At 64.1% G+C, this 26,963-nt stretch carries 27 protein-coding genes; 10 read left to right on the top strand and 17 right to left on the bottom strand.

The genetic code is table 11. The features are described from left to right. Window positions 1-30 precede the first annotated feature (30 nt). Complete coding sequence (locus AC07R1_RS28105; protein ID WP_011063574.1) at window positions 31-726, top strand: GntR family transcriptional regulator; 696 nt, start codon at window positions 31-33, stop codon at window positions 724-726. Window positions 727-732: 6 nt separating this feature from the next. Here AC07R1_RS28105 and yjiA read toward each other — a convergent pair whose 3' ends face one another. The 3 genes from yjiA to AC07R1_RS28090 all read right to left on the bottom strand — a co-directional run bounded on the left by yjiA (window position 733) and on the right by AC07R1_RS28090 (window position 4,099). After that, window positions 733-1,704: a GTPase gene (yjiA, locus tag AC07R1_RS28100; RefSeq protein WP_015637106.1), complete on the bottom strand. Its 972-nt coding sequence runs from the start codon at window positions 1,702-1,704 to the stop codon at window positions 733-735. Between the two features lie 114 nt (window positions 1,705-1,818). After that, entirely contained in the window at window positions 1,819-2,016 is a 198-nt protein-coding gene (locus AC07R1_RS28095) for a YbdD/YjiX family protein (RefSeq protein ID WP_007937254.1), read from the bottom strand. A 16-nt stretch (window positions 2,017-2,032) separates the two neighbouring features. Next, a complete protein-coding gene (locus AC07R1_RS28090; RefSeq protein WP_011063576.1) occupies window positions 2,033-4,099 on the bottom strand; it encodes a carbon starvation CstA family protein in 2,067 nt (688 codons plus the stop codon). 216 nt (window positions 4,100-4,315) lie between these two features. Between AC07R1_RS28090 and AC07R1_RS28085 the strand changes: the two genes are divergently transcribed. Together AC07R1_RS28085 and AC07R1_RS28080 are read left to right on the top strand one after the other, a co-directional pair. Continuing rightward, window positions 4,316-4,777, top strand: a complete 462-nt coding sequence (locus AC07R1_RS28085) for a methyltransferase family protein (RefSeq protein ID WP_015637107.1) — start codon at window positions 4,316-4,318, stop codon at window positions 4,775-4,777. 54 nt (window positions 4,778-4,831) lie between these two features. Further along, the gene (locus tag AC07R1_RS28080; protein ID WP_093409789.1) at window positions 4,832-5,200 is read left to right on the top strand and encodes a PilZ domain-containing protein; all 369 of its coding nucleotides are present in this window, start codon (window positions 4,832-4,834) and stop codon (window positions 5,198-5,200) included. 7 nt (window positions 5,201-5,207) lie between these two features. Here the strand turns inward: AC07R1_RS28080 and AC07R1_RS28075 are convergent, their stop codons facing one another. The 4 genes from AC07R1_RS28075 to katB form a co-directional block, all read right to left on the bottom strand. Next, the gene (locus tag AC07R1_RS28075; RefSeq protein ID WP_019095099.1) at window positions 5,208-5,936 is read right to left on the bottom strand and encodes a hypothetical protein; all 729 of its coding nucleotides are present in this window, start codon (window positions 5,934-5,936) and stop codon (window positions 5,208-5,210) included. A 34-nt stretch (window positions 5,937-5,970) separates the two neighbouring features. After that, window positions 5,971-7,338, bottom strand: a complete 1,368-nt coding sequence (gene radA, locus AC07R1_RS28070) for a DNA repair protein RadA (protein ID WP_011063580.1) — start codon at window positions 7,336-7,338, stop codon at window positions 5,971-5,973. Window positions 7,339-7,383: 45 nt separating this feature from the next. Further along, window positions 7,384-7,944 carry an ankyrin repeat domain-containing protein gene (locus tag AC07R1_RS28065; protein WP_495111159.1) on the bottom strand — a complete coding sequence of 187 codons (561 nt, stop codon included), beginning with the start codon at window positions 7,942-7,944 and terminating at the stop codon, window positions 7,384-7,386. A 66-nt stretch (window positions 7,945-8,010) separates the two neighbouring features. Then, window positions 8,011-9,552 (bottom strand): catalase KatB, encoded by a 1,542-nt coding sequence (katB, locus tag AC07R1_RS28060; RefSeq protein WP_053160119.1) that lies wholly within the window; start codon window positions 9,550-9,552, stop codon window positions 8,011-8,013. 287 nt (window positions 9,553-9,839) lie between these two features. On the opposite strand from katB, the gene mscL reads away from it, so the two are divergent. Further along, complete coding sequence (mscL, locus tag AC07R1_RS28055) at window positions 9,840-10,253, top strand: large-conductance mechanosensitive channel protein MscL (protein WP_011063583.1); 414 nt, start codon at window positions 9,840-9,842, stop codon at window positions 10,251-10,253. 47 nt (window positions 10,254-10,300) lie between these two features. Here the strand turns inward: mscL and AC07R1_RS28050 are convergent, their stop codons facing one another. Then, the gene (locus AC07R1_RS28050) at window positions 10,301-11,077 is read right to left on the bottom strand and encodes a ferredoxin--NADP reductase (protein WP_019095097.1); all 777 of its coding nucleotides are present in this window, start codon (window positions 11,075-11,077) and stop codon (window positions 10,301-10,303) included. Between the two features lie 214 nt (window positions 11,078-11,291). Here AC07R1_RS28050 and AC07R1_RS28045 point away from each other — a divergent pair, with 214 nt between their 5' ends. Further along, a complete protein-coding gene (locus AC07R1_RS28045) occupies window positions 11,292-12,416 on the top strand; it encodes a methyltransferase (protein ID WP_495111158.1) in 1,125 nt (374 codons plus the stop codon). 96 nt (window positions 12,417-12,512) lie between these two features. Here AC07R1_RS28045 and AC07R1_RS28040 read toward each other — a convergent pair whose 3' ends face one another. The 3 genes from AC07R1_RS28040 to AC07R1_RS28030 form a co-directional block, all read right to left on the bottom strand. After that, window positions 12,513-12,680 carry a DUF2474 domain-containing protein gene (locus AC07R1_RS28040; protein ID WP_011063586.1) on the bottom strand — a complete coding sequence of 56 codons (168 nt, stop codon included), beginning with the start codon at window positions 12,678-12,680 and terminating at the stop codon, window positions 12,513-12,515. 112 nt (window positions 12,681-12,792) lie between these two features. Next, on the bottom strand, window positions 12,793-13,800 hold the full coding sequence (gene cydB / locus AC07R1_RS28035; protein ID WP_011063587.1) for a cytochrome d ubiquinol oxidase subunit II: 1,008 nt from the start codon (window positions 13,798-13,800) through the stop codon (window positions 12,793-12,795). A 3-nt stretch (window positions 13,801-13,803) separates the two neighbouring features. Beyond that, window positions 13,804-15,243 (bottom strand): cytochrome ubiquinol oxidase subunit I, encoded by a 1,440-nt coding sequence (locus AC07R1_RS28030; RefSeq protein ID WP_011063588.1) that lies wholly within the window; start codon window positions 15,241-15,243, stop codon window positions 13,804-13,806. A 572-nt stretch (window positions 15,244-15,815) separates the two neighbouring features. Here AC07R1_RS28030 and AC07R1_RS28025 point away from each other — a divergent pair. Next, window positions 15,816-17,054, top strand: coding sequence for an MFS transporter (locus AC07R1_RS28025; protein ID WP_053154007.1), 1,239 nt, complete (start codon window positions 15,816-15,818; stop codon window positions 17,052-17,054). A 34-nt stretch (window positions 17,055-17,088) separates the two neighbouring features. Here AC07R1_RS28025 and AC07R1_RS28020 read toward each other — a convergent pair whose 3' ends face one another. Then, window positions 17,089-17,385: a hypothetical protein gene (locus tag AC07R1_RS28020; protein WP_019096028.1), complete on the bottom strand. Its 297-nt coding sequence runs from the start codon at window positions 17,383-17,385 to the stop codon at window positions 17,089-17,091. A gap of 437 nt (window positions 17,386-17,822) precedes the next feature. Between AC07R1_RS28020 and AC07R1_RS28015 the strand changes: the two genes are divergently transcribed. Together AC07R1_RS28015 and AC07R1_RS28010 are read left to right on the top strand one after the other, a co-directional pair. After that, window positions 17,823-18,101, top strand: a complete 279-nt coding sequence (locus AC07R1_RS28015) for a type II toxin-antitoxin system RelE/ParE family toxin (RefSeq protein ID WP_011063591.1) — start codon at window positions 17,823-17,825, stop codon at window positions 18,099-18,101. Window positions 18,102-18,116: 15 nt separating this feature from the next. Beyond that, complete coding sequence (locus AC07R1_RS28010; RefSeq protein WP_053154009.1) at window positions 18,117-18,407, top strand: HigA family addiction module antitoxin; 291 nt, start codon at window positions 18,117-18,119, stop codon at window positions 18,405-18,407. A gap of 3 nt (window positions 18,408-18,410) precedes the next feature. Here AC07R1_RS28010 and AC07R1_RS28005 read toward each other — a convergent pair whose 3' ends face one another. Both AC07R1_RS28005 and AC07R1_RS28000 read right to left on the bottom strand, forming a co-directional pair. Continuing rightward, window positions 18,411-18,962, bottom strand: coding sequence for a DJ-1 family glyoxalase III (locus AC07R1_RS28005; RefSeq protein WP_077934814.1), 552 nt, complete (start codon window positions 18,960-18,962; stop codon window positions 18,411-18,413). A 66-nt stretch (window positions 18,963-19,028) separates the two neighbouring features. Next, complete coding sequence (locus AC07R1_RS28000) at window positions 19,029-19,478, bottom strand: DUF4879 domain-containing protein (protein ID WP_495111157.1); 450 nt, start codon at window positions 19,476-19,478, stop codon at window positions 19,029-19,031. 206 nt (window positions 19,479-19,684) lie between these two features. Between AC07R1_RS28000 and AC07R1_RS27995 the strand changes: the two genes are divergently transcribed. Together AC07R1_RS27995 and trmA are read left to right on the top strand one after the other, a co-directional pair. Next, complete coding sequence (locus AC07R1_RS27995) at window positions 19,685-20,977, top strand: NCS2 family permease (RefSeq protein WP_015637118.1); 1,293 nt, start codon at window positions 19,685-19,687, stop codon at window positions 20,975-20,977. After that, complete coding sequence (gene trmA / locus AC07R1_RS27990) at window positions 20,974-22,053, top strand: tRNA (uridine(54)-C5)-methyltransferase TrmA (protein ID WP_495111156.1); 1,080 nt, start codon at window positions 20,974-20,976, stop codon at window positions 22,051-22,053. Before AC07R1_RS27995 ends, trmA begins: the two co-directional genes overlap by 4 nt. Before the next feature lie 282 nt (window positions 22,054-22,335). Here the strand turns inward: trmA and AC07R1_RS27985 are convergent, their stop codons facing one another. From AC07R1_RS27985 to AC07R1_RS27975, 3 genes are read right to left on the bottom strand one after another with little or no spacing between them, the layout of a single operon-like run. After that, a complete protein-coding gene (locus tag AC07R1_RS27985; RefSeq protein WP_495111155.1) occupies window positions 22,336-23,673 on the bottom strand; it encodes a TolC family outer membrane protein in 1,338 nt (445 codons plus the stop codon). Next, window positions 23,670-25,019, bottom strand: a complete 1,350-nt coding sequence (locus AC07R1_RS27980) for an HlyD family type I secretion periplasmic adaptor subunit (protein WP_174395153.1) — start codon at window positions 25,017-25,019, stop codon at window positions 23,670-23,672. Before AC07R1_RS27980 ends, AC07R1_RS27985 begins: the two co-directional genes overlap by 4 nt. Continuing rightward, entirely contained in the window at window positions 25,016-26,812 is a 1,797-nt protein-coding gene (locus tag AC07R1_RS27975; RefSeq protein WP_495111154.1) for a type I secretion system permease/ATPase, read from the bottom strand. Before AC07R1_RS27975 ends, AC07R1_RS27980 begins: the two co-directional genes overlap by 4 nt. Window positions 26,813-26,963: the final 151 nt, after the last annotated feature.

Raw genomic sequence — 26,963 nt, 5'->3', positions numbered from 1 at the left:
CCGAGTCAGCAACCGGACTGGAGACAGGCCATGGTCAGCTACGCCCTGAAAAACAATCCCTTCACCCGGGTGGCCAGCCTGCCAAGGCGCCCTCGGGGCGAAAGGAAGCTGCTGGTGGATGATGTCTACCCGCAGATCTTCGACGCCATTCTCGAACAGCGCATCGCTCCCGGCAGCCGCTTCACCGAAGACAGCCTGGGGCAGGCCTTCGGCGTCAGCCGCAGCATAGTGCGCCAGGTCCTGGCGCGGCTTTCCCATCAGCAAGTGGTGATCCTGCGGCCCAATTACCGGCCCCAGGTAGCGGCGCCGGACCTGGAACAGACCCGGCAGATCCTGCATGCCCGGCGCCTGACGGAAATCACCCTGGTGCGCCTGGCCTGCCAGCAGCCCCGGCGCCAGTTGCAACCCTTGCGCGAGTTGATCGCCCAGGAGCGCGAGGCCATTGCCCGCGACCAGCGCGGGCCGGCTATCCGCCTGTCCGGGGAGTTCCATCTGCAACTGGCGGAAATCGCCGGCAACGGGCCCCTGGCACAATTCCTCGGCAGCCTGGTGCCCCTGACCTCACTGGCCATCGCCCAGTTCGAGGGCCAGGCCCGCAACTACTGCTCCTGGCAGGAACACTCGAAGATCATCGATGCACTACAGGAGGCCGATGCCGAAAAGGCCGAAACCCTGATGAACCAGCACCTGGCGCACCTGGAGCAGCGCCTGCTGGGCGGCCTGTAGCCGCCATCAGCCCGCGAGCATCCGCTCGAACCCCTGCCGGATCTTCTCTTCCGGCAGATCGTCGGCAATGAACACCATCACGCTCTCGCGCACTTCGCCTTCGGCCCATTCGCTGTCCCAATCGAAGCCATAGAGCTTGAGCACGCCCTGGAACACCATGCGCCGGGGCTCGTCGATAACGCTCAGCACACCTTTATAGCGCAGCAGTTGCTTGCCGTGGTCTTCCAGCAGCTCATTCATGAATTCGCTCAGGCGATCCAGGTCCAGGGCTTGCTCGGTGCGCAGCACCAGGCTGGAAATCCGGTCCACTGACGGCGCCTTGCTCACTGGCCGCAGGCTGAGACCGCCCCCCAGGTCGGCATTGAGATTGAACCCCCGCACATCCAGCAGCTCGGCCAGGTCGATCTGGCCGTGCTCCACCAGGCGGATCGGTGCCCGGCGGTTGATCCGGGTCAGGCGCTGGCCGAGGGCTTCGAAAGTCGCCTCGTCCACCAGGTCACGCTTGCTCACCAGCAGCCGGTCGGCAAAACCGATCTGCGCCTGGGCAATGGTCTGGGTCAGGTGGAACTCGGCGTGCTTGGCGTCCACCAGGGTGATGATGCCGTCGAGGATATAGCGTTCGCGCAGTTCCTCATCGATGAAGAAGGTCTGTGCCACCGGCGCCGGATCGGCCAGCCCGGTGCACTCGATCACCAGCCGGTCAAAGTCGATCTCGCCGCTGTCCAGACGCTCCAGCAACAGGTACAGGGCCTTGGTCAGGTCGGTGTGGATGGTGCAGCAGACGCAGCCGTTGGACAGGGTCATGACCTGTACCGGCTGCTCGCCCAGCAACTGGGTGTCGATGCCGGCATCGCTGAATTCGTTCTCGATCACGGCGATCTTCAGGCCGTGCTCGGCCTTGAGCAGGTGGCGCAACAAAGTGGTCTTGCCGGCGCCGAGAAAACCGCTGAGCACGGTCACGGGAATAGGGTTGTGCAAAACAGGATCTCCCACGCATAAAAACGTAGAAGCCGGCTTGTCGGCGATGGCGTCCGAAGAACCGCTATCGCCGGCAAACCGGCTCCTACAGGGGGGTGGCTCAAACGCTGTGTTTCAACAGCACTTCGGACCGCCCTTGCCGCCGTATCGCGCCTCCTGGCGTTCCCGGAAGAACGCCTCGTACGACATCACCGGCTTGTCCGGGTGCTTGGTTTGCATATGCTCGACGTAGTTGTCGTAGTCGGGCATGCCGACCATCAGGCGCGCGGCCTGACCGAGGTATTTACCGAGGCGACTCAGGTCATTGAACATCGTTGCAATCCTCGAGTTACGCGTCCGGCACGGCCTGATAGGGCGATTCTTTATCCGTACGCTCCTTGCTGCCCCAGGCGGCGATGCCGACCTTGAGCGCGTAGAACAGGATGCTGAACACCACCAGCAGGAACAGGGCTGTCAGGGTCGCGTTGGTGTAGGCGTTGAAGATCACGTGCTGCATCTGCGTGATGTCCTTGGCCGGAGCGATGATCTGGCCGTTGGCCATTGCATCGCTGTATTTCTTCGCCAGCGACAGGAAGCCGATCGCCGGGTTGGCGTCGAACAGCTTGATGAAGCCTGCGGTGGTGGTGCAGATCAGCAGCCACACAGCCGGCAGCAGGGTGACCCAGATGTAGCGCTGGCGCTTCATCTTGATCAGCACCACGGTACCCAGCATCAGGGCGATACCGGCCAGCATCTGGTTGGAGATGCCGAACAGCGGCCACAGGGTGTTGATGCCGCCCAGAGGATCGATCACGCCCTGGTACAGCAGGTAGCCCCAGAGCGCCACGCAGCCTGCGGTGGCAATCAGGTTGGCGGTCCACGACTCGGTGCGTTTCAGCGCCGGAACGAAGGAACCCAGCAGGTCCTGGAGCATGAAGCGCCCGGCACGGGTACCGGCGTCCACCGCAGTGAGGATGAACAGGGCTTCGAACAGGATCGCGAAGTGGTACCAGAAGGCCATGGTGTTCTCACCCGGCAATACATGGTGGAGGATCTGCGCAATCCCCACCGCCAGGGTCGGCGCGCCGCCGGCACGGGCCAGGATGGTGTTTTCACCGATGTCCTTGGCCACCGCCTGCAGTTGGTCCGGGCTGATCGCAAAACCCCAGCTGCTGACAGTCTGGGCTACCGCCACCACGTCGCCGCCGACGATGGCCGCCGGACTGTTCATGGCGAAGTACACGCCCGGCTCGATCACCGAGGCCGCGACCATGGCCATGATCGCCACGAAGGACTCCATGAGCATGCCGCCGTAGCCGATGTAGCGGGCGTTGGCTTCGTTATCCAGCAGCTTGGGCGTGGTGCCCGAGGAGATCAGCGCATGGAAGCCGGAGACCGCGCCACAGGCGATGGTGATGAACAGGAAGGGGAACAGGCCGCCTTTCCACACCGGGCCGGTGCCGTCGGTGAACTGGGTCAGGGCCGGCATCTTCAGCTCGGGCATGGTGATCAGGATGCCGATCGCCAGAGCGATGATGGTGCCGATCTTGAGGAAGGTCGACAGGTAGTCCCGCGGTGCCAGGATCAGCCACACCGGCAGTACTGCCGCGACGAAACCGTAGCCGATCAGCATCCAGGTGATCTGCACACCGGTGAAGGTGAACATCTTGCCCCACACCGGATCCGCCGCCACCTGACCACCCAGCCAGATGGAGCCGAGCAACAGCAGTACGCCGATCAGCGAGATCTCACCGATGCGGCCCGGGCGGATGTAGCGCATGTACACGCCCATGAACACCGCGATCGGGATGGTCGCCATCACCGTGAAGATGCCCCACGGGCTCTCGGCCAGGGCCTTGACCACGATCAGCGCCAGCACCGCGAGGATGATGATCATGATCAGGAAGCAGCCGAACAGCGCGATGGTCCCCGGGATACGGCCCATTTCCTCACGGACCATGTCGCCCAGGGAACGGCCGTTACGCCGGGTGGACAGGAACAGCACCATGAAGTCCTGCACCGCACCGGCCAGGACCACCCCGGCAATCAGCCACAGGGTGCCGGGCAGGTAGCCCATCTGCGCCGCCAGCACCGGGCCCACCAGGGGGCCTGCGCCGGCAATGGCCGCGAAGTGGTGACCGAAGAGGATGTGCTTGTTGGTCGGGACGTAGTCCAGACCATCATTGTTGACCACGGCGGGCGTGGCCCGGCCCGGGTCCAGCTGCATCACGTTGTTGGCAATGAACAGACTGTAATACCGGTACGCCACCAGATAGATGGCCACGGCGGCGACCACAATCCACAAGGCGTTGATCGCCTCGCCGCGACGCAATGCAACTACGCCAAGGGCGCAAGCTCCTACGATTGCCAGCAGCAGCCAAGGAACATGGCGCAACAGGCTATTATTATTTTTCATTTTTTTATTCCAGCCAGGAGGATAGAAAAACCGCGTTTCGAGTGTAGCGCTACTGCTCTTAAAGACCACCCCCCACGTTGGTCTAGAGCCTTCTTTTAACTTATGAGGGCGGTTTTTCTTGCTCCCGATCTGCCTGAGCGGCGCCCGCCAGGAAAAAACCGGAACCCTGGGCACTTGCCGACAGTCGCACGCTTGAGCCCTGGTGCAGGAACCTCCATGTCAACGCCACCCGAACAACCGCCATTGCCACCGCCACTCCTGTATTTACTGTGCCTGACCCTGGCGCTGTTTCTCAGCGGCTGGCTGCCCTTGCCGCTGCCGGTCAATAACGGCGTGCGCAGCCTGGCAGTGATCCTGATCGTCTTCGGGCAGGGCTTGTCGTTCTGGGCCATGTGGCGTTTCCGGCAACAGCGCACCACCTCCAGCAACTTCGACCAGCCCGACCAGTTGCTCCGCGATGGCCCCTTCGCCATCTCGCGCAACCCGATCAACCTGGGCGACACCCTGGGCTACTGCGCCATTGCCCTGCTGCTGGGCAACCTGTGGCCCTGGCTGTTGCTGCCGGGGCTGCTGTACCTGATGAACCGCACGGTGATCCGCCCGGACGAGAGACAACTGCTGGAGCTCTTTGGCCAGCCCTACCGTGACTACTGCCGCAAGGTCCGGCGCTGGTTGTAGCGACAGGCGCGAACCGGGGTCTATAGTTCAGGGCACCATGCAGAGGGCCAGCCCATGACCGAGCAACACGACGACCGCCGACGCTTCAAACGCATCGCCTTCGATGCCCGGACCGAACTCAGCCAAGGCACCCACCGCTGGCCGGTACGGCTGCTGGATCTTTCACTGAAGGGCCTGCTGATCGAGCGCCCCGACCCGTGGCTGGGCGACCCGGCGCGCCCCTTCGAGGCCGACATTCACCTGAGCTCCGACGCGGATGTGCGCATGGACGTACAACTGGCCCATGACAATAAGGGCCAACTGGGCTTCGTCTGCCTGCACATCGGCCTGGAGTCCATCGAGCACCTCAGGCGCCTGATCGAGTTGAACCTGGGAGACCCCGAGGAGCTTGAGCGCGAGCTCCGGGCCTTGATCGATATCTGATGGCCTTTCAGGGAAACAGCGCGGGCTCGGGAAACTCGCTTTCCGTGTCCCAGTAACCCGCCTGCTGGCGCGTGGCGACAGTCCACTGGCCGTCGGCATAACGGAAGGTGCGATAGGTGGTAACGAACTCTTCGTTCTCCATCGATGAAGCGGACGACACCTGCTGGATGCTTTCCGTGCCGCCACCAACGGACGGTACGATCTGCCAGGCCGCCTTGCCGGTCTGGGCAAATACCAGTGGCTGCTTCTCCGCGCCCTCCCCCTGGCACAGCACCGGGTCCAACTGATTCTGTTCCGGCATCAGCACTTGGGTGGCCGGGCCGCTGTAGCTGCCCATGGGAGCGGTCTGGTCGATGGTCAGGAAAAACGCCGGGGACGGCAGGCCGTTCAGCGGTGCCTTTTCCACGGTGGCCATCGGGTAGCCCAGGGACTTCTGCGCCAGTACCTCGCCGCTATCGGACACCAGGCGCGCCTGGGCTCCCAACGGCGCGCTCGGCTGATCCCCCTCCGGCTCGGCAAAGCTGTCGGCGTCCAGGCCATTGCCCCAGCTATCGGCATGCAACTGGGGGGTGATGCGCACATCCTCCAGCACCTCCAGCACCGAACCGTCGCCCACCAGCACCTGCTGGGCAATCCGATAGCCTTCCGGCACCTCGGCCGGCTGTGCCAGGGCCAGGCCGCAATAGCCCAGCAACCCCCAACCCAACACCCGCCCCCTGAATCCGCTCATGGCCATATCACCTGCTTCCTTTCAAAAAAGACCAGCATGCTTACTCGAAAAGTGCATCCAGCGCCTGCTCCAGGCGGGTCACGGCAATGATCTTCAAGCCCGGCGGCGCCTCTTTCGGCGCGTTGCCCTTGGGCACGATAGCTCGCTTGAAGCCGTGCTTGGCCGCTTCCTTCAAGCGCTCCTGACCGCTGGGCACCGGGCGCACCTCACCCGACAGGCCGACTTCGCCAAACACCAGCAGGTCATGGGGCAACGGACGGTTGCGCAGGCTCGACATCACGGCGGCCATCAACGCCAGGTCGGAGGCGGTTTCCAGCACCTTGACCCCGCCCACCACGTTGAGGAACACATCCTGGTCGTGGGTGGGGATGCCGCCATGGCGATGCAGCACCGCCAGCAGCATGGCCAGGCGGTTCTGGTCCAGGCCCAGGGTCACCCGGCGCGGGTTGGCCAAGTGGCTGTCATCCACCAGCGCCTGGACCTCCACCAGCATCGGCCGGGTGCCTTCCCAGGTGGCCATCACCACGCTGCCCGGAACCTCTTCCTGGGCACGAGTGAGGAAGATCGCCGAAGGATTGGAAACCTCCTTCAAACCACGGTCGGTCATGCCGAATACACCCAGCTCATTCACCGCGCCAAAACGGTTCTTCACCGCCCGCAGCAAACGCAGGCGCCCGTCGGACTCGCCCTCGAAATACAGCACGGTGTCCACCATGTGCTCCAGCACTCGCGGCCCGGCCAGGGCGCCTTCCTTGGTCACGTGGCCGACGAGGAAGATCGCCGTGCCGCTCTGCTTGGCGTAGCGCACCAGCAAGGCCGCGCTCTCGCGCACCTGGGACACGCCGCCCGGGGCCGACTGCAGTTGTTCGGTGAAAATCGTCTGGATCGAGTCGATCACCATGACCTTGGGTTTTTCTACCCGGGCCGTGGCGATGATGGTTTCGATGCAGGTCTCGGTCATCACCCGCAGTTGATCCTGGGGCAAGCCCAGGCGCCGGGCGCGCATCGCTACCTGCTGCTGGGATTCCTCACCGGTGACGTACAGCGCCGGCATGCGCGTGGCGATGTTGCACAGGGTCTGCAACAGGATGGTCGACTTGCCGATCCCCGGGTCGCCGCCGATCAGCACTACCGAACCGTCCACCAGGCCACCGCCCAGCACCCGGTCGAGTTCGCCGGACGCGGTGGAGAAACGCGGAATTTCCTCGACGCTGACTTCCGCCAGGGTCTTGATCTGCGCCTGCTGCCCAGCCCAGCCGGTGCGCCCGGCAGGCGCCGCCGCGCCGCCGCTTTCGATCATGGTCTCGGTCAGGGTGTTCCAGGCCCCGCACTCACCGCATTGCCCGGCCCATTTGGGAAAGGTGGAGCCGCACTCGGTGCAGCCGTACATGCGCTTGGCCTTGGCCATCTGAACCCCCGGCAAAAACCGCGATGATAGCGCAGACAGGACGGATCAGTGCGGCGCGACGGTGCGTATCTGCCCGCTGGCCAGGCGCGTGGCGCTATTGCCCAGGGGATCCTCGGCATTCAGGTCGGCGCCTTTGGCTGCCAGTGCGTCCAGCAGCTCGGCGCGCTTGAACAGGCCGGCGTACATCGCCGCCGTCTGCCCGGCGCCATTGCGCTGGTCGGGGCTGCAATCGGCGGCCAGCAGGCGCCGGGCGATCTGCACCTCGCCCTTGAAGATCGCCCCCATCAAGGCCGTGTTGCCACGCTTGTCCTGGGCGCAGGCGTTGGCCCCAGCGGCCAGCAGGCGCTCCACCGCCGGGCCCTGGCCGTGATAGGCCGCGAGGATCAGCGCGGTGTAGCCCTTTTCATCCTGGGTATCGAGGGAATAGCCGGCCGCGATAAAGGTGTCGAGCATTTCCACATCGCCACGGCGGGCGGCATCGAAATAGTAGTTTTCCAGCTGGACCTTGACCGCCACCGGGTCGGCGGCGACCGCTGCTTCGGCCGTAGGCTGCGCGTAGGCGGCAAACGACCAGGCCACTGACAGCAGCGCTATAAAAAGACGCATGGCGCGACTCCTCTGTCGGAAAAAGACGTCACGCCCGGGCGGGCGTGACGGGTAAGGCTCGCTCGATCAGTCGCTCAACTTCGCCGCCAGGGCCTTGACTCGGGCCAGGTCGCCCTTGGCCACCTTGGTCACCCCAGTGCCGTATTCAGGGTCGGCCTTGTAAAGGAACGACAGCATGATGTGCTTGCTCTCATCATCAGTGGTGGCCAGGGAGCCGCCGAAGCTGTCGATCAGGTCCTGGCGTTCCTTCTTGCTGAAGGAGCGATACAGGTCACCGGCCTGCTTGAAGTTCTGCTCGCGCTGGATCTTCGCCTGCTGGGTGCTGCCCGCCAGCGCCATCTGGCTGTAGCGCGCGGTCTGCGGCTCTTCGCGTGGCATCAGGCGGCTCGGCTGGTAGTTGACCCCCGTGCTGCTGTGGCCCAGGTTCATCGCGCCGTCCTGGTTGCCGTTGTTCACCGGGTTCTTCGGCGCGTTGATCGGCAGTTGCAGGGCATTGGCGCCGATGCGGTACATCTGGGTATCGGCATAGGAGAACACCCGGCCTTGCAGCAGGCGGTCTTCCGACGGTTCGATGCCTGGCACCAGATTGGCCGGTGCCATGGCCACTTGCTCGGTTTCCTGGAAGACGTTGGCCGGATTGCGGTTCAACACCATCTGCCCGACTTTGCGCTCGGGCACACCGGGCCAGATCTTGGTAGCGTCCAGCGGGTCGAAATCAAACTTGGCCAGGTCTTCGGGTTTCAATACCTGGACATACAAGTCCCACTTGGGAAAGTCCCCTTTATTAATGTGGGTTACCAAGTCATTAGTCATATGGCTGTAATCGCGCCCCTGTACCTCCACCACTTGTTTCGGGTCGAGATTCTTCAGACCCTGCAGGCTCTTCCAGTGGAACTTCACGTAGTGCACTTCGCCCTTGGCGTTGATCAACTTGTAGGCATGCACACCATTACCGTCCATTTCCCGGTAACTGGCCGGAGTGCCGGAGTTGGAATACAGCTCGGTCAGAGTACGGGTGGCTTCTGGAACATGGGAGAAGAAGTCGAAACGCCGCGAGTCATCGTCGAGATTGGTGCGCGGGTCGGGTTTGAACGCATGCACCATGTCCGGGAACTTGATGGCATCACGAATGAAGAAGGTCGGGAAGTTGTTGCCCACCAGGTCCCAGTTACCGTCCGCGGTATAGAACTTGGTGGCGAAGCCCCGTGGATCGCGCAAGGTTTCCGGGGAGTGGTTGCCATGCACCACCGCCGAGAAACGCACGAATACCGGGGTCACTTCGCCGGCGGCAAACACCTTGGCACGGGTCAGGTCCGTGAGGTTGTCGGTTACCGTGAAAGTACCGTGGGCACCCGTGCCACGGGCATGCACCACACGCTCTGGAATGCGCTCGCGGTCGAACCGCTGGAGTTTCTGAATCAACTGCACGTCTTGCAACAGCACCGGGCCGGTGGCGCCCGCAGTCTGCGAATTCTGGTTGTCGCCCACTGCCGCACCGTTGTCGCGGGTCAGCGTGGCGGCCTGTACGGAAAGGGAAAGCATACTGGCGGCAAGCACGCCCAGTACGCGTCGCTGGGAAAGACTCCCAAGGCCAAGAGAAGCGGTCATGTTGTATTCCTCTAGTTATATAAGGCGCATCTCGATGCGCCTGCTAGAGGCTAGTGACTAAATATTTGAAAGATAAATAGAAAGGCCGTAACCGCTCGATTGACAGAATGTACTGGTTATATCGTGGGGCGCGGGGTATATCGCGCGCGATTTGATGGCACTTTGAATAAACTATTTGCCTCTTTATCGGTCGATAACCCCGCGAGCTGTAAAAAGTTGTTTCGGCAAAATGCTTTTTGCTGAATTACACTGCCGTAACCAACCTCATCTGTAGCAAGGAATAACCTATGGGCGTGCTAAGTGAATTCAAGGCCTTCGCGGTCAAAGGTAATGTGGTCGATATGGCCGTCGGTATCATCATCGGCGCCGCGTTCGGCAAGATCGTCTCGTCCTTTGTTGGCGACGTGGTCATGCCGCCAATCGGCCTGCTGATCGGTGGGGTGAACTTCGGGGATCTGGCGGTCACGCTCAAGGCGGCTGCGGGCGATACGCCGGCAGTGGTCTTGGCGTACGGCAAGTTCATCCAGAGCATCATCGACTTCGTGATCATTGCCTTCGCCATCTTCATGGGGGTCAAGGTGATCAACCGTCTCAAGCGCGAAGAGGCCGTGGCCCCGACGCTGCCGCCGGTGCCGACCAAGGAAGAAGAGCTGCTGGGGGAGATCCGCGATCTGCTCAAGGCTCAGAACAACAAGCCCTGAGGCTGATCCCGCAATACGACAACGGCGCCCTGATGGCGCCGTTTTCATTACCAGTAGTTTTCCACCGCCACCTGCCCCGGTCGCCGGGTCAGGCTCAGGCTCATGCCCCGCTGCTTGAGCAGGGCGCGGGTGTCATCGATCATCTGCGGGTTGCCGCAGAGCATCACCCGGGAGTGCTCGGGGCTCAGCTCCACGCCGGCGGCACGCTCCAGCTCACCGTTCTCGATCAACTGGGTGATGCGCCCGTTGAGGCTGCCCGGATGCTGCTCGCGGGTCACGGTGCTGATGAATTGCAGCTTGTGGGCAAATTCCGCCAGGTATTCGCGCTGGGGCAACTCGGCCAGCAGGCGCTGATAGGCCAGCTCCTTGGCCTCGCGCACGCTGTAGACCAGGATGATGCGTTCGAATTTTTCCCACACCTCGAAGTCCTGGAGGATCGACAGGAACGGCGCAATCCCGGTGCCGGTGGATAGCAACCAGAGGTCGCGACCATCGACGAAACGGTCCAGGGTCAGGTAGCCAAAGGCCTGGCGATCCACCAGCAGGCTGTCCCCCACTTCCAGGCGGCTCAGCTCGCTGGTGAACTCACCGCCGGGCACCACGATGGAAAAGAACTCGAGAAACTCATCGAACGGCGACGACACCATGGAATAGGCGCGCCACACCGTACTGCCGTCGGCCTTGGTCACCCCGAGGCGAGCGAACTGCCCGGCACGAAAGCGAAACCCCGCATCCCGGGTGGTGCGCAGAGTGAACAGGCTGGAGGTCAAGGGCTGGACCTCGAGCAGGGTCTGGCGGGTGTACTTTTCTTCACTGGCAGTCATGACAGGCTCCACAAAACCGATGCGCTAGTGTCCCGCAAAGCGCCGCGCAGAAACACCGGCGGTTTGTAATGGCATAGAGCGCGGGCAATCAGCGACAAAAAAACGTACCATTTAGCCCCGCTTCGAACAGCCCGCACTGCCGCTGTCCGAGGGTTCCCGTGCGCTCGACAGCCCCCACCGCCGGGACATTCACCGATTACCTAGAGTCCGCCCCATGCCCCTGCTTGCAAGCTCCTTCGCCCAGCTCGACCTGATCCGCCAGCCCGAACAGCAGAACGAGCCACTGCAAGCCTTCGACGCGGCGGACGAATACCTGCTCAATTACCTGGCCGAACAACAACCGGCCAGCGACACCCGGGTGCTGGTGCTCAACGACAGCTTCGGCGCCCTGGCCGCGAGCCTGCTGGGCAAGGTCCAGGTCAGCAGCAGTGGCGACTCCTACCTGGGCGCCCTGGCCCTGGAAAAGAACCTGGTGCGCAACGGCCTGCCCTTCGACGCCGTGCGCGTGGTGCCGGCCAGCGAGCCCCTGGCCGGCCCCTTCGACCGGGTGCTGATCCGCGTCCCCAAGACCCTGGCCCTGCTGGAAGAGCAACTGATCCGCCTGCAAGGGCAGCTGGCCCCCGGCGCCCAGGTGGTGGCGGCGGCGATGGTCAAGCACCTGCCCCGCGCCGCCGGTGATTTGCTGGAGCGCTACATCGGCCCGGTCCAGGCCTCGCTGGCGGTGAAAAAGGCTCGGCTGCTGATTGCCACGCCGCAAGACAAGCAGCCCGTCGTGTCGCCCTACCCGACCCGCTATCGCCTGGAACAGCCGGCCATCGAGCTGCTCAACCACGCCAACGTGTTCTGCCGCGAAGGCCTGGACATCGGCACTCGCGCCTTCCTCCCGCACCTGCCGCAGAACCTCGGCAGCGCCCGGGTCGCGGACCTGGGCTGCGGCAACGGCGTACTGGCCATTGCCAGCGCCCTGGACAACCCCCAGGCCCATTACACCCTGGTGGACGAATCCTTCATGGCGGTGCAATCGGCCCGGGAGAACTGGCAGGCCGTGCTGGGCGAGCGCGAAGCCCAAATGCGAGCCGGCGACGGCCTGGCCGGCCAGGCAGCGCAATCCCTGGAGGTGGTGCTGTGCAACCCGCCGTTCCACCAGCAGCAGGTGGTGGGCGACTTCCTCGCCTGGCGCATGTTCCAGCAGGCCCGGGAGGCCCTGGTGGTAGGGGGCGCACTGTACATCGTCGGCAACCGCCACCTGGGCTACCACAGCAAGCTGGCGCGGCTGTTCCGCGGCGTCGAGCAAGTGGCGGCAACCCCCAAGTTCGTCATCCTCAAGGCCCGCAAGTAAGGGCTCGCCAGAACACAGCGGCCTTTTCGACAGGCAAAAAAAACCCTCCACCAAGGGAGGGTTGAAACCGAGCCGCAAGGCAACGGGATGGGATGATCAGTGGGTGGTCAGGCCTGCGGCATTCATGAACATGCGCATCAAGCTGGCGACCACGAACAGGGCCAGGACACTACCGCCCCAGATCATTACCAGCCAACCCAGGCGCTGCCACAGCGGCTTCTTTTCCGCCTGTTCGATTTCCTGCAAAGAGTGTTTACCGCTCATGACCTCAACTCCTGCCTAACCCGGATTCCCGTAGGAGCTGGCGTGCCAGCGAAAGCGACCGCAAGCTCGGCGCAAGGCGCGAAGGCCTCTTCGCCGGCAAGCCGGCTCCTACCTAGTGATAACCGTCTTCGTGGGTGACCTTGCCGCGGAACACGTAGTAGCTCCAGAAGGTATAACCCAGGATGAACGGGATGATGAACAAGGTGCCCACCAGCATGAAGCCCTGGCTCTGCGGCGGCGCGGCGGCGTCCCAGATGGAGATCGACGGTGGCACTATGTTCGGCCACAGGCTGATGCCCAGGCCGCTGTAGCCGAGGAAGATCAGCACCAGGGTCAGCAGGAACGGCGTGTAGTGGGCGTTGCGGGCCACGGCGCGGAGCAGGCCGTACATGGTCACCAGCACTAGGATCGGCACCGGCAGGAACCAGAACAGGTTCGGCAGGGTGAACCAGCGCGCGGCAATCTCGGCGTGGGCCAGGGGCGTCCAGATGCTGACGACGCCGATCACCGCCAGCACCACGTAGGCCAGGGGCCGCGCCAGGTCATGCATCTGCAGTTGCAGCTTGCCTTCGGTCTTCATGATCAGCCAGGTGCAACCGAGCAAGGCATAGGCCACCACCAGCGCCAGGCCGCAGAACAGGGTAAAGGGGGTCAGCCAGTCCAGGGAACCGCCGGCGAACTGGCGGTTGACCACCGGCAGCCCATCGATGAATGCCCCCAGGGCCACGCCCTGGAAGAAGGTCGCCGCCACCGAGCCGCCGATGAAGGCCTTGTCCCAGATGTGGCGCTTGTCTTCCTTGGCCTTGAAGCGGAACTCGAAGGCCACGCCACGGAAGATCAGGCCCACCAGCATCAGGATCAGCGGCAGGTAGAGTGCCGAGAGCACCACCGAGTAGGCCAGCGGGAAGGCGCCGAACAACGCCGCGCCCCCCAGTACCAGCCAGGTTTCGTTGCCGTCCCAGACAGGCGCGACGGTGTTCATCATTACGTCACGGTCGCGGTCGTCCTTGACGAACGGGAAGAGAATCCCGATCCCCAGGTCGAAGCCGTCCATGACCACGTACATCATGATGCCGAAGATGATAATCACGGCCCAGAGCAGCGGAAGATCAATACCCATGACTCAGTTCCCCTTGTTCAGGCGGGTGCCGTGGTCGGCGTCGTGGTCATCGTCGGCTGCGGACAGCGGACGGGCCGGGGTGCGTTTCTGGCCGGGGCCACCGTGGCTGGTTTCGGCACCTTCGTTGGTAACCGGGCCTTTGCGCACCAGGCGCATCATGTAGCCGATACCCACGCCGAACAGCGAGAAGTACACCACCACGAACAGCGCCAGGGTGATGCTCATCTGCACAAAGCTGTGGCCGGAAGAGGCATCCGCCGTGCGCATCAGGCCATAGACCACCCACGGCTGGCGGCCGATCTCGGTGGTGAACCAGCCGGCCAGGATCGCGATCAACCCGGAGGGGCCCATCCACAACGCCAGGTACAGGAACGGGCGCGAGGTGTAGAGGGTGTCGCGCTTGCGCAGCCAGAGGCTCCACAGGCCGGTGAAGATCATTAGCATGCCCAGGCCGACCATGATCCGGAACGACCAGAAGACGATGGTCGAGTTGGGCCGGTCCTCGGGTGGGAACTCCTTGAGCGCCGGCACCTGCTTGTCCAGCGAGTGGGTGAGGATCAGGCTGCCCAGGTAAGGGATTTCCACCGCGAAGCGGGTTTTCTCGGCCTTCATGTCCGGCCAGCCGAAGAGGATCAGTGGGGTCGGCTCGTTGCCGACGTTTTCCCAGTGGCCTTCGATGGCGGCGATTTTCGCCGGCTGGTGCTTGAGGGTGTTGAGGCCATGGAAGTCGCCGATCACCGCCTGCACCGGCGCCACGATCAGGGCCATCCACATGGCCATCGACAGCATGCGACGAATGGCCGGGTTGTCCCGCCCGCGCAGCAAGTGCCAGGCTGCGGACGAACCGACGAAGAACGCCGTGGCGACGAACGCCGCTACAGCCATGTGCGCCAGGCGATAGGGGAATGACGGATTGAAGATTACCGCCAGCCAATCCACCGGGATCACCTGGCCATTGACGATTTCATAGCCTTGGGGGGTCTGCATCCAGCTGTTGGACGAGAGGATCCAGAACGTCGAGATCAGGGTGCCGATGGCCACCATCACCGTGGAGAAGAAGTGCAGCTTGCGCCCGACCTTGTTCCAGCCGAACAGCATCACCCCGAGGAAACCGGCTTCCAGGAAGAAGGCCGTGAGCACTTCATAGGTGAGCAGGGGGCCGGTGACGGACCCGGCAAAGTCCGAGAAGCGGCTCCAGTTGGTGCCGAACTGGTAGGCCATCACCAGGCCGGAGACCACGCCCATGCCGAAGTTGACGGCAAAGATCTTCGACCAGAAGTGGTAGAGATCGCGGTAGGTGTCGTCGCGGGTCTTCAGCCAGAGGCCTTCGAGTACCGCCAGGTAGCTCGCCAGGCCGATGGTGATCGCCGGGAACAGGATATGGAACGAGATGGTGAACGCGAACTGAATTCGGGCGAGATCAAGAGCCTCTAAACCGAACATAAGCTTTCCTCTATCAGGTAATACCGGCTGCCGGCCAGAGGCCTGCACCCACTGCCCCCACGGATATGGAGTGCGGCGAATTCGGATTCGTTCTTTTTTAAACCATCGCTACGCAGGGAGTCTGGCACTTGGGCCACCACATCAGCCTTTGCAAAAAGGTTTTGATCTGGATCAAGCAACGTTGAAAGAGTAGTCCTAATTTCGCCATGCAACTCTGTGGTTATTTGCCGCGTGACAGCTTGCCTCACCCTCTCAAGCCCGGGGTTTTCCCGGCTTTTCCCACACAAAACGCCTGTAGCCGCTGCTGAGCCTGCGAAGCTGCGAAAGGCCGGGCCGCGTTCGGTACGCAGGGCCTTGGCTGGCAACTTCCCGTCGAACCTGCGGCGTATTCAATATCCCGGCGTCTCCTCCGGGGCCGTTCGCAGCCTGCGGCAGCGGCTACAGGGTTCGCGACCAGGTGTTCGAGCGAAAAACAAGATAGATGCGCGGCTAACGATTTTTCCCCGGGCCGCAACTATTGGTTACACCTTGGTGATAATCTCGTGGCACTCCCCGCTCAGATCTACCGCCCGATGCCCAGCCAAGACCCTCTGCTGCTCCGTCACCATCGTCCGTTCATCGCGTTCTGGCTGGCGCGGATCTTTACCGCCAGCGGCTTCCAGATGCTCACCGTGGCCATTGGCTGGAACCTCTACCAACTGACCGGCAATGTGCTGGACCTGGGCCTGGTGGGGCTGGTGGAATTCGCCCCGCGGGTGCTGTTCATGCTGCACACCGGGCATGTGGCCGACCGCTACGACCGGCGTCGGGTGGCGGCCATCTGCCAGTCGCTGCAAGCCCTGATCGCCCTGGCCCTGGCCGTCGGCAGCCTGACCGACAGCGTCACCCGGGAAATGATCTTCATCCTGGCCTTCCTGCTCGGCGGCGCCCGCTCCTTCGAAATGCCCACCACCCAGGCCCTGCTGCCGAGCATCGTGCCCGCGGCGCTGTTTCCCCGGGCGGTGGCCGCCGCGCAATCGGCGCAGCAGTCGGCGACCATCGTCGCCCCGGCCTTGGGCGGGTTGCTGTACGCCTTCGGCAGCGTCTGGGTCTACGGCCCCACCGTGGTCCTGTACCTGATCGCCTGCCTGCTGATGCTCAACCTGCCGGCCCGGCAGACCCCGTTGAACAAGGGCAAGGCCACCCTCGATTCGCTGCTGGCGGGCATCCGCTTCATCCGTAGCCGCCCGGACATCCTCGGCGCCATCTCCCTGGACCTGTTCGCGGTATTGCTGGGTGGCGCCACCGCGCTGCTGCCGGTGTTCGCCAAGGACATCCTGCTCACCGGCCCCTGGGGCCTGGGGCTGCTGCGTTCGGCGCCAGCGGTGGGGGCCTTGCTGATGTCCCTGTGGCTGGCGCGTTTTAGCGTCGAGCGCAAGGTCGGGCAGGTGATGTTCACCGCGGTCGGGGTATTCGGCGTGGCCACCATCGCCTTCGGCCTCTCGACCTCGTTCTGGTTTTCCCTGGCGGTGCTGGTGGTGCTGGGAGCGGCGGACATGATCAGCATGGTGATCCGCGCCTCCTTCGTGCAACTGGAAACCCCGGACGAAATGCGCGGCCGGGTCAGCGCGGTGAACGGCCTGTTCATCGGCGCTTCGAATCAGTTGGGGGAGTTCGAATCCGGGCTGACCGCCCACTGGTTCGGCACGGTGCCGGCGGTGGTGCTGGGCGGGGTCGGCACGCTGCTGGTGACCGGCGTCTGGATCAAGCTGTTCCCGACCCTGGCCCAGCGCGATCGGATGATCGAACGGGTCGAGCAACCCAAGGCCTGAAGCCGCGCCGGGCTGGCGCGGCCAGGTTCAAGCCTCAGTGGCTGGGCTGAGCTTCAGCAGCGGCTCGCCATTTCGCCGCCTCCAGCAGGTCGCAACCATCCTGGGTCAGTACATAGAGCACGTCGATGATGTGCGGGATGTCCTTCACATCGCCGTGGCTGAAATTCAGGCAGCAGAGGGTTTCCAGCAGGTTGGCAGCCGTGCGCATGCGTTGCTCGGCGGCTTCGTGCAGCGCCTCAGGGGAGGCATTGGCGTTGATAAAAAACACACCTGGCCGGCTTATGTTGGATTTAAGCGGCACATAGTGAGCAGCAGTTTCCGGGGTATTCATCATTAGATCCTTCTTTATGAATGACCGCCCCAATCGTGACCAAACGATGGGTGGCGGACTGTGCACAGGTTGGTCAACCGGGAAGAAGGCACCCGGCACACCCGAAGGTGTCCCGCGCACAGCCCACCATTAAGCGTGCGGACACGAAAAAGTGCCTGCAAACCAGGGTGGCGCGTGCGCCTTCTAATTTCGGGTGACCAAACCCGGCCGCTGAATTGGCAGCGACGGCGCGAACTATAGGGGTGATGGGACGGGCGGTGCAAGAAGCGGCTGGTTAGCCTTTGTTACCCGTTCACAAGCCCCGTGCCCGACTCCTTGCCGAACCGAGCTGCGACAGAGAAACGCCCCGTGGGGGGCCTCGTAACAGGTTATTGATCATTCTCTGCAATACAAAACCGTTACGAAGAGTGTAAGGTATCGCCTTACACTCGCACCCCATGATCAAGTCCTTTCAGCACAAGGGCCTGCGCGCCTTCTATGAAACCGGATCGACTCGTGGAATACGGGCCGAGCATGCACGCCGGTTGGCCCGCCAACTGTCGTTCATGGATCACGCCAGCGAACCGGCAGACCTCAATCTGCCGGGCTGGCGGCTGCACCCGCTCAGGGGCGACCTGCTTGGCTACTGGTCCCTGGTAGTGTCCGGCAACTGGCGAGTGATCTTTCGTTTCGTAGGTTCGGATATCGAGCTGGTGGATTATCTGGACTACCACTGAACAGGAGGCAGGATCATGCCCATCCACAACCCGCCCCACCCCGGTGACACCCTGCGCCTGGATATCTTGCCCGAACTGGGCATCAGCGTGACGGAGCTGGCTCGGCATATCGGCTACGCCCGCCCGCACCTGTCCAAGGTGTTGAACGGCCATGCGCCGATCCGTGCGGAACTGGCGGTCAAGCTGGAACGCGCCGGAATCGGCAAGGCCAAGGTCTGGCTGGCGGTACAGGCCGATTACGACATCTGGCACACCGAGCAGGAACTGCAACCGCTGATCGAGCCCATCGTGGCCCATGTTGGCTGAGCCCTAAACCAGCAGCTCTCCAGCCACCTTGGCGCGCTTGCCGCGACCGCACAGCGCTTCCACCAGGGCCAGGGCAAACGCCAGGGCCGCGGCGGAGCCCTGGGCGGTGATGCAGTTACCGTCCACCACCACCGGCTGGTCGACAAAGGTGCAGCCCAGCAGATGATGGCTGGCGCTGGGCAGGCAGGTCATGCGCCTTTGGCGCAGCACGCCGAAGGATTGCAAGGCCAGGGCGGGGGCTTCGGCGATGCCGGCGAACAGGCGTCCCGCTGCGGCCTGATCCTTGAGCAGTTGCTGCAGCGGTTGATGGGCCGCCAGGTGCTGGGCGCCCACCGCGCCGCCGGGCAATACGATCAGGTCGAAGCGCTGGGCCAGCACGTCCACCAGCATGGCGTCGGCGGTCAAACGGGTGCCCCGGGCGCAGGTGAGCATGCGCCGGCCTTCGACGCTGGCGGCCAGCACTTCGACTTCGGCACGGCGCAATACGTCGATCAGGGTCACGCTTTGCAGGTCGTCGATGCCTTCGGCAAGGGTGACCAGGGCTCTGAAGGTCATGGGGATGACTCCGCGTGGAGGTCTTTAAAGCTTAGTCAGCTTTGCCGGCTGCCGTTCAGGGCGCCGTCACTTGATGTAGATCTGCGCGCCCAGGCTGTTGCCCGGGGCGTTGAGCGAGGTGTTGCGAAAGCTGAAGGTGCCCTCCTGCTTGCCCGCCAGGTCGAAGACATAGACATAGCCGACGGTAGTCCCCGAGTTGCCGCAGGGCACATAGCTGGAGCCGTCCTCGCACACCGGCGAACGGGTGCCATCGACCTCGAAGCCGTCCAGGGTCACATGGGGCTCGCGGCCGTAGCCGATCTCCAGCACGTAGACCTTGATGTTCGGGCCGTTGTGATCGCACTGGGTCCGTTCACGGCCGTCGGAGACATCCTCCAGGCCGCAGGAAGGTGACAGCACCTTGAGAATCTCCACCCGGCTCAGCGGCGGGGCCGAGCGCGCCATGGCCGGGGCCGCCAGCCAGCAGGCTGTCGCGCCGAGCAATGCCAGGGCTATCATTTTCACTGTGCTGCGCATAAATCCCCCCTAAAACCAGGGCGCAGTATGCGCTACTTGCCAGCGCGGCAAAACATCGCCGACGATCGCAGCCATTGGCCCACGCTGCTGGTATGATGCGCGGCTTTTTCCGACCCAGAGCAAATCCGCAGGCACCTTATAAAGTCTGTGCTTTGCTGTTGGAGTCGATACATTCACGGCGCCCGGCGGCGCCACGGGGAGCAGACATGCTGGAAAGGCTGTTTCAACTCAAGGCACACAACACCAACGTGCGCACCGAGATTCTTGCGGGCGTGACCACCTTCCTGGCCATGGCCTACATCCTTTTCGTCAACCCGAGCATTCTCGGCGAGACGGGCATGGACAAGGGCGCGATCTTCGTTGCCACCTGCCTGGCGGCGGCCATCGGCTCCACCGTCATGGGCCTGATCGCCAACTACCCGATCGCCCTGGCACCGGGCATGGGCCTGAACGCCTTCTTCACCTACACCGTGGTCCTGCACATGGGCCACACCTGGCAGGTAGCCCTGGGTGCGGTATTCATCTCGGCGGTGCTGTTCTTCCTACTGTCGATCTTCCGCATCCGCGAATGGATCATCAACAGCATCCCCCTGCCCCTGCGCTCGGCCATTGCCGCCGGTATCGGCCTGTTCCTGGCGCTGATCGCCCTGCATAACGCCCAGATCGTCGTGGGCAACGAGTCGACCCTGGTCGGCCTCGGCGACCTGAGCAAACCGGCCCCCATCCTCGCAGCCCTGGGTTTTGCCCTGATCGTGGCCCTGGAAGCCCTGAAAGTGCGCGGCGCGGTGCTGATCGGCATCCTCGCGGTGACCGTCGTCTCCATTCTCATGGGCGTCACCCCGTTCGGCGGCGTGACCTCGATGCCACCGTCCCTGGCCCCGACCTTCCTGCAACTGGACATCAAGGGCGCCCTGGATATCGGCCTGATCAGCGTGATCTTCGCCTTCCTGTTCGTCGATCTGTTCGACAACTCCGGCACCCTGATCGGCGTCGCCAAGCGCGCCGGCCTGATGGGCAAGGACGGCCACATGCCGAAAATGGGCCGGGCGCTGATCGCCGACAGCACCGCCGCCATGGCCGGTTCCCTGCTGGGCACCTCGACCACCACCAGCTACATCGAATCCGCGGCGGGCGTGAGCGCCGGCGGCCGCACCGGCCTGACCGCCATCGTGGTCGCGATCATGTTCCTGCTGGCGCTGTTCTTTTCGCCACTGGCAGCCAGCGTACCCGCCTTCGCCACCGCACCGGCCCTGCTGTTCGTCGCCGTGCTGATGACCTCGGGCCTGGCAGAAATCGACTGGGAAGACATCACCGTCGCCGCTCCCGTGGTCGTCACCGCCCTGGCCATGCCGTTCACCTATTCCATCGCCAACGGCATCGCCTTCGGCTTCATCGCCTGGACCGTGATCAAACTGCTGTCGGGCCGTGCCCGTGAGCTGAACGCGCCCCTGGTGATCCTGTCGATCCTGTTCGTGATCAAGCTCGGTTACCCCGCATGACTTTTGACGCCGCAAGCTACACCACCCAGTTGAATGACAAGGTCGCGCGCTTGCGCGACCTGCTGGCCCCCTTCGATGCGCCCGAGCCTCAGGTCTTCGACTCGCCCCTGCAGCACTTCCGCCTGCGGGCCGAATTCCGCCTGTGGCGCGAAGCTGGTGAACGTCATTACGCGATGTTCTCCCAGGACGACAAGCGCACGCCGATCCTCATCGAGGAGTTCCCCATCGCCAGCCAGCGCATCAACCAGTTGATGCCCCGGCTCAAGGCCGCCTGGCAAGCCAGCGCGCCCCTGAGCCACAAGCTGTTCCAGGTGGAGTTCCTCACCACCCTGGCCGGCGACGCGATGATCACCCTGTGCTACCACCGCCCGCTGGACGAGCACTGGCACAAGGCCGCGAGCCAGTTGGCCGCCGACCTCAAGGTCAGCGTGATCGGCCGTTCCAAGGGCAAGCGCGAGGTTATCGGCCAGGACTACGTGGTGGAAAAGCTCGAAGTCGGCGGGCGTACCTTCAGCTACCGCCAGCCCGAAGGCGCCTTCACCCAGCCCAACGGCACGGTGAACCAGAAGATGCTCAACTGGGCCTATGAAGCCCTGGGCGAGCGCCAGGACGACCTGCTGGAGCTGTATTGCGGCAACGGCAACTTCACCCTGCCCCTGGCCACCCGGGTGCGCAAGGTGCTGGCCACCGAGATCAGCAAGACCTCGGTGAATGCCGCCTTGAGCAACCTCAGCGAAAACGCTGTGGATAACGTCACCCTGGTGCGTTTGTCGGCCGAAGAGCTGACCGAAGCCCTGAACGAAGTTCGGCCGTTCCGCCGCCTGCAGGGCGTGGACCTCAAGAGCTACGAATTCGGCAGCGTGTTCGTCGACCCGCCCCGGGCCGGCATGGACCCGGACACCTGCGAACTGACCCGGCGCTTCGACAACATCCTGTACATCTCCTGCAACCCGGAGACCCTGGCGGCCAACATCGCCCAGTTGCACGACACCCACCGCATCACCCGCTGCGCACTGTTCGACCAGTTCCCCTGGACCCACCACATGGAATCCGGGGTCCTGCTGACCCGCCGCTGATTGGCCCCGCTCCCCAACGGCCGTCCTCGAGACGGCCGTTGTCATTCCGCAGCCCTCCCCCTCCGTAGGAGCCGGCTGCCGGCGAAGAGGCCCCTGAGCCTTGTGCCAACCCGGCCGACGCCTTCGCTGGCAAGCCAGCTCCTACAAGGCCAAACCAGACGTAACGCCCCCCTCCGTAGGAGCCGGCTTGCCGGCGAAGAGGCCCCTGAGCCTTGTGCCAATCCGGCCGACGCCTTCGCTGGCAAGCCAGCTCCTACAGGGGTAGGTGCGGGCGCAGTGGTGTCAGCCCGTGGGGCGGAAGTAACCGGCCAGTTGCTGCAGGTCCTGTTCGTTGAGCAGACCGGCGTAGTACTTGAGCTGGATCCGCGCCAAGAGGTAGGCATGACGGGCATCCGCCAGGTCGCGGCGGGCGGTGAACAGTTGTTGCTCGGCGTCCAGTACATCCAGGTTGACCCGCTCGCCGCCGTGCACGCTCTTCTGGGTCGCGGTCACCAGGGCCTCGGCGGAGCTGACGGCCATTTCATAGGCCCGGACCTTGGCCGCGGCGCTGGTGTTGAGGTTGAACTGCTTGCGCAGTTCGTTGAGGGTGGTGGCGGTCTTGGCATCCAGTTCGAACTGGGCCTGGGACAGCTGGCTGGCCGCCTGGCGGGTCGAGGCCGATACCGAACCACCGGCAAACAGCGGCAGGCTGACCTGGATGCCCACGGTATTGGTGTCGTACTTCTGGTTGTAGGAGCTTTCCGAATCGGAACTGGTCTGACGGCTGCTGGCATACAAACTCACCTTGGGCAGGTGCCCGGCGCGCTTGCGCTCCACTTCGTACTCCGCCACTCGCAGCGCCTGCTGCTGGGACGCCAGGTCCGGGTTGTTGGCCATGGCCAGGTCACGCCAGCTGTCGAAGCGGTTGGGCAGCAGCGGCTGGATCTGGAACTGCCGGGTCAGCGGATCCAGTTCGTCGATCTGCAACGGTTCGCCGACTATGGCTTGCAGCTCGCGCAGAGCGGCATCCTGCTGGTCCTGGGCCTCGATCTCCTGCGCCAGGGCCAGGCTCAGCCGGGCCTGGGTCTCCAGCACATCGGTGCGGGTGCCCTCGCCGCCCTTGAGCAGGCGTTCGTTGAGCTGCAAGCGTTCGGCGTAGGCACGCTTCTGCGCCCGGCTCAGTTCGATACGCTCCTGGGCCAGCAGCGCCTGGCTGTAGGCACTGAGCAGGCGTACCGCCAGTTCCTGGCTCTTGCCACGAAAGCGCTCATCGGAAAACAGCGCCTGGGCCGAGCCCTGGCGGTAGCGTGCATAGGCTTCGTAGTCCAGCAGCGGCTGCTGCAGGGTCAGGGTCGAGGCGTAGCTGCGGTAGTCCCGGTCATTGGTGACATCACCGCGAACGGTCTCCTGGGTCACTTCGGACTGGTTGCGCGAATTGTTGTAGCTCCAGGACAGGTTCGGCAGCAGCCCGGCACGGCCGATGGCCCGGTTCTCTTCCCCGGCATCGCGTTCCTTGATCGCTGCCTGGAAGGTCGGGTCATTGCGCAAGGCCAGGTCATAGGCATCGAGCAAGCCCAGGGCCTGGACCGACGGGCTGCTCAACAGGCACAGCAGGGACAGGTACCACCAGGCTCGAATCATTCTTCCACCAACGCCATGTGAGTCCGATCCAGCAGGGGCTTGAACAGGTAGTTGAGCATCGAGCGTTCGCCGGTACGGACGAAGGCTTCCACCGGCATGCCCGGGCGGATCTGCAAGCCCTGCAACTGCTGCATGCCCTGGGCGCTGACCGTAGCCCGCAGGGTGTAGTAAGGCTCTTCGGTGCGCTCGTCCACCTGCCGGTCGGCGGACACCAGGGTCACCTCCCCCGGCACCCTGGGCGTGGTGCTCTGGTTGAAGGCCGAGAACATCAGTTCCACGGGCAGCCCCGGGTGCACCTTGTCCACCAGTTGCACCGGCACCCGGGCCTCCACCAGCAGGGGTTCGTCCTGGGGCACGATGTCCATCAGCGGCTGGCCCGGCTTGATCACCCCGCCCTCGGTGTACACCTCCAGCCCCACCACCACCCCGGCGGCCGGGGCGCGCACCTGGCTGTTGGCCAGTTCGAACTGGGCGGAGGCCAGGCGATTGCGCAGGTCCTCGGTACGCACCCGGGTATCGGCCAACTGGCTGCGCAGGTCTTTCTGGAAATCCTCGGTGGTCTGGCGGATGCGCAGGCGCAGTTCGAGGATCTGCCGCTGCAACTGGCCGATGCGGCCGAAGTCCTCGGCGATCGAGCCATCGATCTGCGCGTATAGGCGCTCGCTGTCCAGCAGCCGGTTGCGCGGGATATAGCCGTCCCGGGCCAGTTCCCGCAGGCCCTGCAACTGTTCATTCAAGGCGCGGCGCTGCGCCAGCTTGCTGGCCTGGGAATCCCGGGTGCCACGCAACTGCGCCTCGGAGCCGGCGATGGTCTCGGCAATCCCCTGCTGCTCCATGCTCAGGGCCTGGCGCCGGCTGCTGAACAGCTGCCGTTGCAGCGCCAGGCTGGCGGCCACGTCCGGCTCGCTGGCCAGGGCCTGGAGCTGCGGGTCGAAGACGATATCGCTGGCGCCGTCGCGCTCGGCATTGAGCCGCGCTTCGCTGGCCAGCGAGCCCAGGTACTGGCTGCGCAGGGACTGCATCTGGGTGCGCAGCGGCGTCTCGTTGAGGCGAAGCAGCACCTGCCCGGCGCTGACCCGGTCGCCTTCCTTGACTTCGATCCGCTCGACGATGCCGCCGCTCTGGTGCTGCACGGTCTTGCGATGGCCCGAGACCATGACCTTGCCCGACACCGCCACGCCCTTGTCCAGCGGCGCCAAGGCGGCCCAGCCGATAAACCCGGCAAAGCCCCCCAGCACCAGGAGCCAGCCCAGCCGCGAATACTTCCTGTCGTCCAGGGACAACACATTGCTGGCGGCCGGCCCCGCGACCGGCGCAGCAGGACCTGTGGATAAACTCGCCTTCATGCCTTTTTCCCTTCGCCGCCGGCCACGCCCAGGCGGTAGTTCATGTTCAAGCTGGTCACCGGGCTGCTCGCCGGATTGCTCATCGGTACAGCCGGCGGCGGCGCGGCCTTGGCCTTCTGGTTCGCCTCCAGCACCCGCGCCGTCGGACCGTAGGCCTGCAACTGGCCGTCGCGCAGGATCATCAACTGGTCGGTCAGGGTCAGCACGTTGGGCTTGTGGGTGATCAGCACCAGGGTTCGCTGCCGCTGCTTGAGCTGGCTGATGGCTTGCAGCAGCGCCTGCTCACCGGCCTCATCGAGGTTGGAATTGGGCTCGTCGAGCACGATCAGCGCCGGCAGGCCGTACAGCGCCCGGGCCAAGCCGATGCGCTGGCGCTGGCCGCCGGACAACCCGGCACCGCCCTCGCCCAGGCGCGTGTCATAGCCCTGGGGCAATTGCAGGATCAGTTCGTGCACCCCGGCCATTTGTGCGGCCTGCAGGACCTGATCCGAGTCCAGCTGGGCAAAACGCGCGATGTTCTCGGCGATGCTGCCGGCGAACAGCTGGATGTCCTGGGGCAGGTAACCGATATGCGGCCCCAGTTGCTGCCTGTCCCACTGAGCCAGGTCTGCGCCATCCAGGCGTACCTTTCCCGTCAGGGGCGTCCAGGCACCGACCAGCAGCCGGGCCAGGGTCGACTTGCCACAGCCGGAAGGGCCGATCACCCCCAGCACCTGGCCAGCCTCCAGGGTGAAGCCAAGGTTGCTCAAGGCCGGGCGACGGCTGCCCGGGGCACAGGCGCTCAACTGTTCGACGCTCAACTTGCCCTTGGGCGTCGGCAGGCTCATGCGTGCCGGGCGCGGCGGGTTGGCCAGCAGCAACTCGGACAAACGCTCGTAGGCCAGGCGCGCCGAACTCCATTGCTTCCATACCGCGATCAACTGGTCGATGGGGCTGAGCACGCGGCCCATTAGGATCGAGCCGGCGATCATCATCCCCGGGGTAATCTGGCCCTGCACCGCCAGCCAGGCGCCCAGGCCCAGCACCAGGGACTGCAGGGCCATGCGCACGCCCTTGGACCAGGCGCTGATGGTGGCGGTCTTTTCGCTGGCCAGGTTCTGCTGGGCCAGAAAGCCCTGGTGGCCGATGAACCAGCGCTCGCGCAGGGCGCCGAGCATGCCCATGGCTTCGATCGCGTCGGCATTGCGCAGGTTGGCGGTGGCCTGCTGGCTGGTGATGATCGACAACTGGCTGGCCTGGGCCAGGGGTGCCTGGCAGATATGCTGGTTGATCCAGGCCAGCACCACCAGCAGCACCGCGCCGGCTAGGGCCAGCAGGCCGAGCCAGGGGTGAAAGAGAAAGATCACCAGCAGGTAGACCGGAAACCAGGGCGCATCGAAGAACGCGAACAAGGCATTGCCGGTGGCGAACTGGCGCAGCGCGGTCAGGTCGTTCAAAGCCTGGCCGGCGGCCTGGGGGCTGCCCTTGAGCTGGGCTTCGAAAGCGGCGTCATACACCCGCTGGTTCAGGCGCATGTCCATCTGGGTACCGAGGTGGATCACCACCTGGCTACGCACCCACTCCAGCGCCCCCATCAGGCCGAACAGGCCGAGGATCATCAGCGTCAGCATCAGCAGGGTCATCTGATTGCCCGAGGCCAGCACCCGGTCGTAGACCTGCAGCATGTAAAGGGCCGGGGCCAGCATCAGCAGGTTGATCACTGCCGAGAACAGGCCGATGTTGAAAAAGCCGCCCTTGTAGGCCGTCAAGGCCGCCAGCGTCTCGGAAGCGGCAAGTGGATTCGGCCTGCTCATCAAGGTGTCCTGTGGAGAGTTTAGGGTTACAGGGCCTTCCGCTCGGGCAGAGCGGAACGACAAGAGGCGCGCCCGGTGCGTTGACAGGCACCACGGCGCTCCCCAGAATTTGCCACCGCCGCCGCCCTGGCCTTCGAAAACTCGGGCGACG

This window comes from Pseudomonas sp. GW821-FHT07F01 (assembly GCF_059418825.1).
Note: the sequence above shows the minus strand (reverse complement) of the source record. Positions and strands in the feature narration are given on the sequence as shown.

Bases quoted from the DNA above. Each gene is read 5' to 3' on its own strand.
- AC07R1_RS28105 (WP_011063574.1), top strand. From the start codon at position 31: ATGGTCAGCTACGCCCTGAAAAACAATCCCTTCACCCGGGTGGCCAGC.
- AC07R1_RS28095 (WP_007937254.1), bottom strand. From the start codon at position 2,016: ATGTTCAATGACCTGAGTCGCCTCGGTAAATACCTCGGTCAGGCCGCG.
- AC07R1_RS28090 (WP_011063576.1), bottom strand. From the start codon at position 4,099: ATGAAAAATAATAATAGCCTGTTGCGCCATGTTCCTTGGCTGCTGCTG.
- AC07R1_RS28085 (WP_015637107.1), top strand. From the start codon at position 4,316: ATGTCAACGCCACCCGAACAACCGCCATTGCCACCGCCACTCCTGTAT.
- AC07R1_RS28080 (WP_093409789.1), top strand. From the start codon at position 4,832: ATGACCGAGCAACACGACGACCGCCGACGCTTCAAACGCATCGCCTTC.
- AC07R1_RS28075 (WP_019095099.1), bottom strand. From the start codon at position 5,936: ATGGCCATGAGCGGATTCAGGGGGCGGGTGTTGGGTTGGGGGTTGCTG.
- radA (WP_011063580.1), bottom strand. From the start codon at position 7,338: ATGGCCAAGGCCAAGCGCATGTACGGCTGCACCGAGTGCGGCTCCACC.
- AC07R1_RS28065 (WP_495111159.1), bottom strand. From the start codon at position 7,944: ATGCGTCTTTTTATAGCGCTGCTGTCAGTGGCCTGGTCGTTTGCCGCC.
- katB (WP_053160119.1), bottom strand. From the start codon at position 9,552: ATGACCGCTTCTCTTGGCCTTGGGAGTCTTTCCCAGCGACGCGTACTG.
- mscL (WP_011063583.1), top strand. From the start codon at position 9,840: ATGGGCGTGCTAAGTGAATTCAAGGCCTTCGCGGTCAAAGGTAATGTG.
- AC07R1_RS28050 (WP_019095097.1), bottom strand. From the start codon at position 11,077: ATGACTGCCAGTGAAGAAAAGTACACCCGCCAGACCCTGCTCGAGGTC.
- AC07R1_RS28045 (WP_495111158.1), top strand. From the start codon at position 11,292: ATGCCCCTGCTTGCAAGCTCCTTCGCCCAGCTCGACCTGATCCGCCAG.
- AC07R1_RS28040 (WP_011063586.1), bottom strand. From the start codon at position 12,680: ATGAGCGGTAAACACTCTTTGCAGGAAATCGAACAGGCGGAAAAGAAG.
- cydB (WP_011063587.1), bottom strand. From the start codon at position 13,800: ATGGGTATTGATCTTCCGCTGCTCTGGGCCGTGATTATCATCTTCGGC.
- AC07R1_RS28030 (WP_011063588.1), bottom strand. From the start codon at position 15,243: ATGTTCGGTTTAGAGGCTCTTGATCTCGCCCGAATTCAGTTCGCGTTC.
- AC07R1_RS28025 (WP_053154007.1), top strand. From the start codon at position 15,816: ATGCCCAGCCAAGACCCTCTGCTGCTCCGTCACCATCGTCCGTTCATC.
- AC07R1_RS28020 (WP_019096028.1), bottom strand. From the start codon at position 17,385: ATGAATACCCCGGAAACTGCTGCTCACTATGTGCCGCTTAAATCCAAC.
- AC07R1_RS28015 (WP_011063591.1), top strand. From the start codon at position 17,823: ATGATCAAGTCCTTTCAGCACAAGGGCCTGCGCGCCTTCTATGAAACC.
- AC07R1_RS28010 (WP_053154009.1), top strand. From the start codon at position 18,117: ATGCCCATCCACAACCCGCCCCACCCCGGTGACACCCTGCGCCTGGAT.
- AC07R1_RS28005 (WP_077934814.1), bottom strand. From the start codon at position 18,962: ATGACCTTCAGAGCCCTGGTCACCCTTGCCGAAGGCATCGACGACCTG.
- AC07R1_RS28000 (WP_495111157.1), bottom strand. From the start codon at position 19,478: ATGCGCAGCACAGTGAAAATGATAGCCCTGGCATTGCTCGGCGCGACA.
- AC07R1_RS27995 (WP_015637118.1), top strand. From the start codon at position 19,685: ATGCTGGAAAGGCTGTTTCAACTCAAGGCACACAACACCAACGTGCGC.
- trmA (WP_495111156.1), top strand. From the start codon at position 20,974: ATGACTTTTGACGCCGCAAGCTACACCACCCAGTTGAATGACAAGGTC.
- AC07R1_RS27985 (WP_495111155.1), bottom strand. From the start codon at position 23,673: ATGATTCGAGCCTGGTGGTACCTGTCCCTGCTGTGCCTGTTGAGCAGC.
- AC07R1_RS27980 (WP_174395153.1), bottom strand. From the start codon at position 25,019: ATGAAGGCGAGTTTATCCACAGGTCCTGCTGCGCCGGTCGCGGGGCCG.
- AC07R1_RS27975 (WP_495111154.1), bottom strand. From the start codon at position 26,812: ATGAGCAGGCCGAATCCACTTGCCGCTTCCGAGACGCTGGCGGCCTTG.